The 3,463-nt window shown below is 71.1% G+C and carries 1 protein-coding gene and 1 pseudogene; one reads left to right on the top strand and one right to left on the bottom strand.

Annotated features, from left to right (window positions below; translation table 11 throughout):
* Positions 1–343: 343 nt before the first annotated feature.
* The gene (pepN, locus tag Q0326_RS09990; protein ID WP_298689729.1) at positions 344–2,956 is read right to left on the bottom strand and encodes an aminopeptidase N; all 2,613 of its coding nucleotides are present in this window, start codon (positions 2,954–2,956) and stop codon (positions 344–346) included.
* A 43-nt stretch (positions 2,957–2,999) separates the two neighbouring features.
* Between pepN and Q0326_RS09985 the strand changes: the two are divergent.
* Positions 3,000–3,463, top strand: a pseudogene (locus Q0326_RS09985) (SDR family NAD(P)-dependent oxidoreductase); the annotation flags it as partial.

The following is a 3,463-nucleotide window of genomic DNA, read 5'->3' as shown; positions in this document are numbered from 1 at the left end:
AGCCGTTCCCCGGCGAACGCCGGGGCCCAGGCCCCCGCGCGCGGTTCGAACGCCGCGCCCACCACAGGCTGTGGACCTGGGCCCCGGCGTGCGCCGGGGAACCGTGCGGCGACCTCGGCGGAGTGACACCCGCGCTGAATGCGGTCGCCGCGCGGGTGGCCGACTGGGTGGGGCGGTAATCCTCTTGATCCTCCCCATCAACGATGGGGAGGGGGACCGCCGAAGGCGGTGGAGGGGCAGCGCCGCACGCGCAACGTTTCCAGAGCAGCGCGAACACCCCTCCACCACCGCCTGGCGGCGGCGGTCCCCCTCCCCATGCGCGGCATGGGGAGGATGAGATGGCCTATGCCAGGCTCTTCGACGCCTGCTCGAACACGTCCTTGCTGAGGCCCGGCGTCGCGGTGATCCGCTCGAGTTCGGCCTTCATCAGCGCCGAGCGCGCGGGCTCGAGCCGGCGCCAGCGCCCGAACGGCCCGACCAGCCGCGCCGCCGACTGCGGGTTGAGCGGGTCGGCCTGCAGGATCATGTCGGCGACGAAGCGGTAGCCGCGCCCCGAGGGGTGGTGGAAGGCATATTGGTTGGCCGCGAACGCGCCGACCAGCGAGCGCATCCGATTGGGGTTGGACAGCGTGAAGTCGGCATGCGCCGCCAGCGCCTCGACCGCCTCGGGGGTGTCCTCGCGCGCCGACAGCGCCTGCGTCGTGAACCATTTGTCGAGCACCAGCGCATCGTCCTGATAGCGCGCGTGGAACGCCGCCAGGGCGACGTCGCGCTCGGGCTCGGTGCCGTTCGCGAGCACGCCGAGCGCGCCGATGCGGTCGGTCATGTTGTCGGCGCCCTCGAATTGCGCGAGCGCCAGCGCCGGGGCGTCCGCCGCCCCGCCTGCCGCCAGATAGGCAAGCGCCACCGAGCGCAGCCGCCGCGCGCCCTTGCTCGCGGGCGTATATTCGAAGCGGTTGGCGGCGGTCGCGGCATAGGCGGCGCGCCAGTCGTCGGCGAGATCGCGGCCGATCTGCCTGCGCAGCGACTCGCGCGCGCGGCGGATCGCGGCGGGGTCGATCACCGCGAGCTGGTCGCCGAGGAAGGATTCGCTCGGCAGCATCACCGCCTCCGCGACGAAGGCCGGATCCAGCGTGTCGTCGGCGAGCGTGCCGCGGATGGCGGCGATCACCGGCGCGGTGTCGGCGGTGCGGCCGTCGATCGCGGCGATCAGCGTCTCGACCATCAGCTGCTGCATCGCCTCGAAGCGCGCGAAGGGATCGTCGTCATGCGCCGACAGGAAGGCGAGATCGGCGGTGGTGCGGTTGGTCTCGACCACGACGGGCGCCGAGAAGCCGCGGTTGATCGACAGCACCGGCGGCTCGTCGACGCCTTCGAACAGGATCTCCGCGCGCTGCTGGTCGAGGACATGGACTCGCTCGGGCACGATCGGCGCGGCGCTCCGCGCGCCAAACAGCGCGAGCCGGAGCGGCAGTGGCATCGGCTGCTTGTCGGGCTGGCCGGGGGTCGGCGGCACGGTCTGCTCGAGCGTCAGCGTCGCGCGCGCGGTGCCGGCATCGTGGGTCAGCGTCGCGCGCAGCCGCGGCGTGCCGGCCTGGCTGTACCAGCGGCGGAAGTCGGCGAAATCGGCGCCATTGGCGTCCTCCATCGCGCGCACGAAATCCTCGCAGGTCGCCGCCGTCCCGTCGTTGCGGTCGAAATAGAGGTCACTGCCCTGCCGGAAGCCGTCCGCGCCCAGGATGCTGTGCATCATGCGGATGATCTCGGCGCCCTTGTTGTAGATCGTCGCGGTGTAGAAGTTGCTGATCTCCATGTAGGAATCCGGCCGGATCGGGTGCGCGAGCGGGCCCGCATCCTCGGGGAACTGCGCCGCGCGCAGCACGCGGACATCCTCGATCCGCTTGACCGCGGCGCTGCCCTGGTCGGCGGAGAATTCCTGGTCGCGGAAGACGGTGAAGCCTTCCTTCAGCGAGAGCTGGAACCAGTCGCGACAGGTGACGCGATTGCCCGACCAATTGTGGAAATATTCATGCGCGACGACGCCCGCGATGGCGTCGTAATCGGCATCGGTCGCGGTCTCCGGATCGGCCAGAATGTAGCGCGAATTGAAGATGTTGAGGCCCTTGTTTTCCATCGCGCCGAAGTTGAAGTCGGCGACCGCGACGATGTTAAACACGCCGAGATCATATTCGCGGCCATAGACGCGCTCGTCCCACGCCATCGCCGCCTTGAGCGCCGCCATCGCATGATCGGTGCGCGGCAGATCGGCCTCGCGCACCCAGATGCCGAGCTCGACCGTGCGGCCCGACATCGTCGTGAAGACGTCGCCATTGACCTGCAGGTCGCCCGCCACCATCGCGAACAGATAGCACGGCTTGGGAAAGGGATCGGACCATTCCGCCCAATGCCGCCCCGCGCCCGCATCGCCGTCGGCGACCATGTCGCCATTGGCGAGCAGCACCGGATAGGCGGCGCGGTCCGCGGTCATCCGCACCGAATAGCGGCTGAGCACGTCGGGGCGGTCGGGGAAGAAGGTGATGCGCCGGAAGCCCTGCGCCTCGCACTGCGTACACAGCAAGCCGCCCGAGGCGTAGAGCCCCATCAGCTGCGTGTTCTTGTCGGGCGCGATCAGCACCTCGGTCTCGATCACATGCGCGTCGCCGGGCAGGTCGATCAGCAGCTGGTCGTCGACGATCCGCCAGTCGCCGTCGCCGAGCGCCCGCCCGTCGACCGCGACGCTCAGCGGCCGCATCCCCGGTGCGCCGTCGAGCGCGAGCGCGTCGCGCGGCGCGTCCGCCGCGGGGTTGCGCGTCACGTCGAGCCGGGCGCGGACGCGGGTCGCGGCGGGGTCGAGATCGACGTCGAGATGGATGGTCGGCACGGCCCACGCCGGCGGACGATAGTCGCGACGGAGGATCGGGGCGGGCGGGATCGCGAGGGCGGCGTGCTGGTCCATGGGGGCTTTCTAGGGATGGGATTGCGTGGTTACAACGAACGGCATGGCGACAATGCTCATCTTCGGTCTCGGCTATACCGCATCGCGTCTTGCCACCCGGCTGCGCGCCGAAGGCTGGCAGGTGATCGCGACCCGCCGCGCCGCCGGCCCCGACGTCCTCGCCTTCGATGACGCCGACAGCGTGCGCGCCGCGATCGCGGCGGCAACGCATATCCTGTCGTCGGTGCCGCCCGACGACGCCGGCGAGGATCCGGTGCTCGCCCGCTACGGCGCGCTGATCGCCGATTCGCCCGCGCGCTGGATCGGCTATCTCTCCTCGACCGGGGTCTATGGCGATGCCGGCGGCGCCTGGGTCGACGAATCGAGCGCCACCGGCACCGGCCGCCGCCCGGCGCGCGTCGCGGCGGACGCGGCGTGGCAAGGCTGGCGCGACGACAGCCGCGTCTTCCGCCTGCCCGGCATCTACGGCCCCGGCCGCTCGGCGCTCGATCGCGTGCGGCAGGGCCG

The organism is uncultured Sphingomonas sp. (assembly GCF_937859915.1).
Lineage (GTDB): Bacteria > Pseudomonadota > Alphaproteobacteria > Sphingomonadales > Sphingomonadaceae > Solisphingomonas.
Note: the sequence above shows the minus strand (reverse complement) of the source record. Positions and strands in the feature narration are given on the sequence as shown.

Excerpts from the sequence above, each read along its gene's own strand:
- pepN (WP_298689729.1), bottom strand. The coding sequence starts at position 2,956 with ATGGACCAGCACGCCGCCCTCGCGATCCCGCCCGCCCCGATCCTCCGT.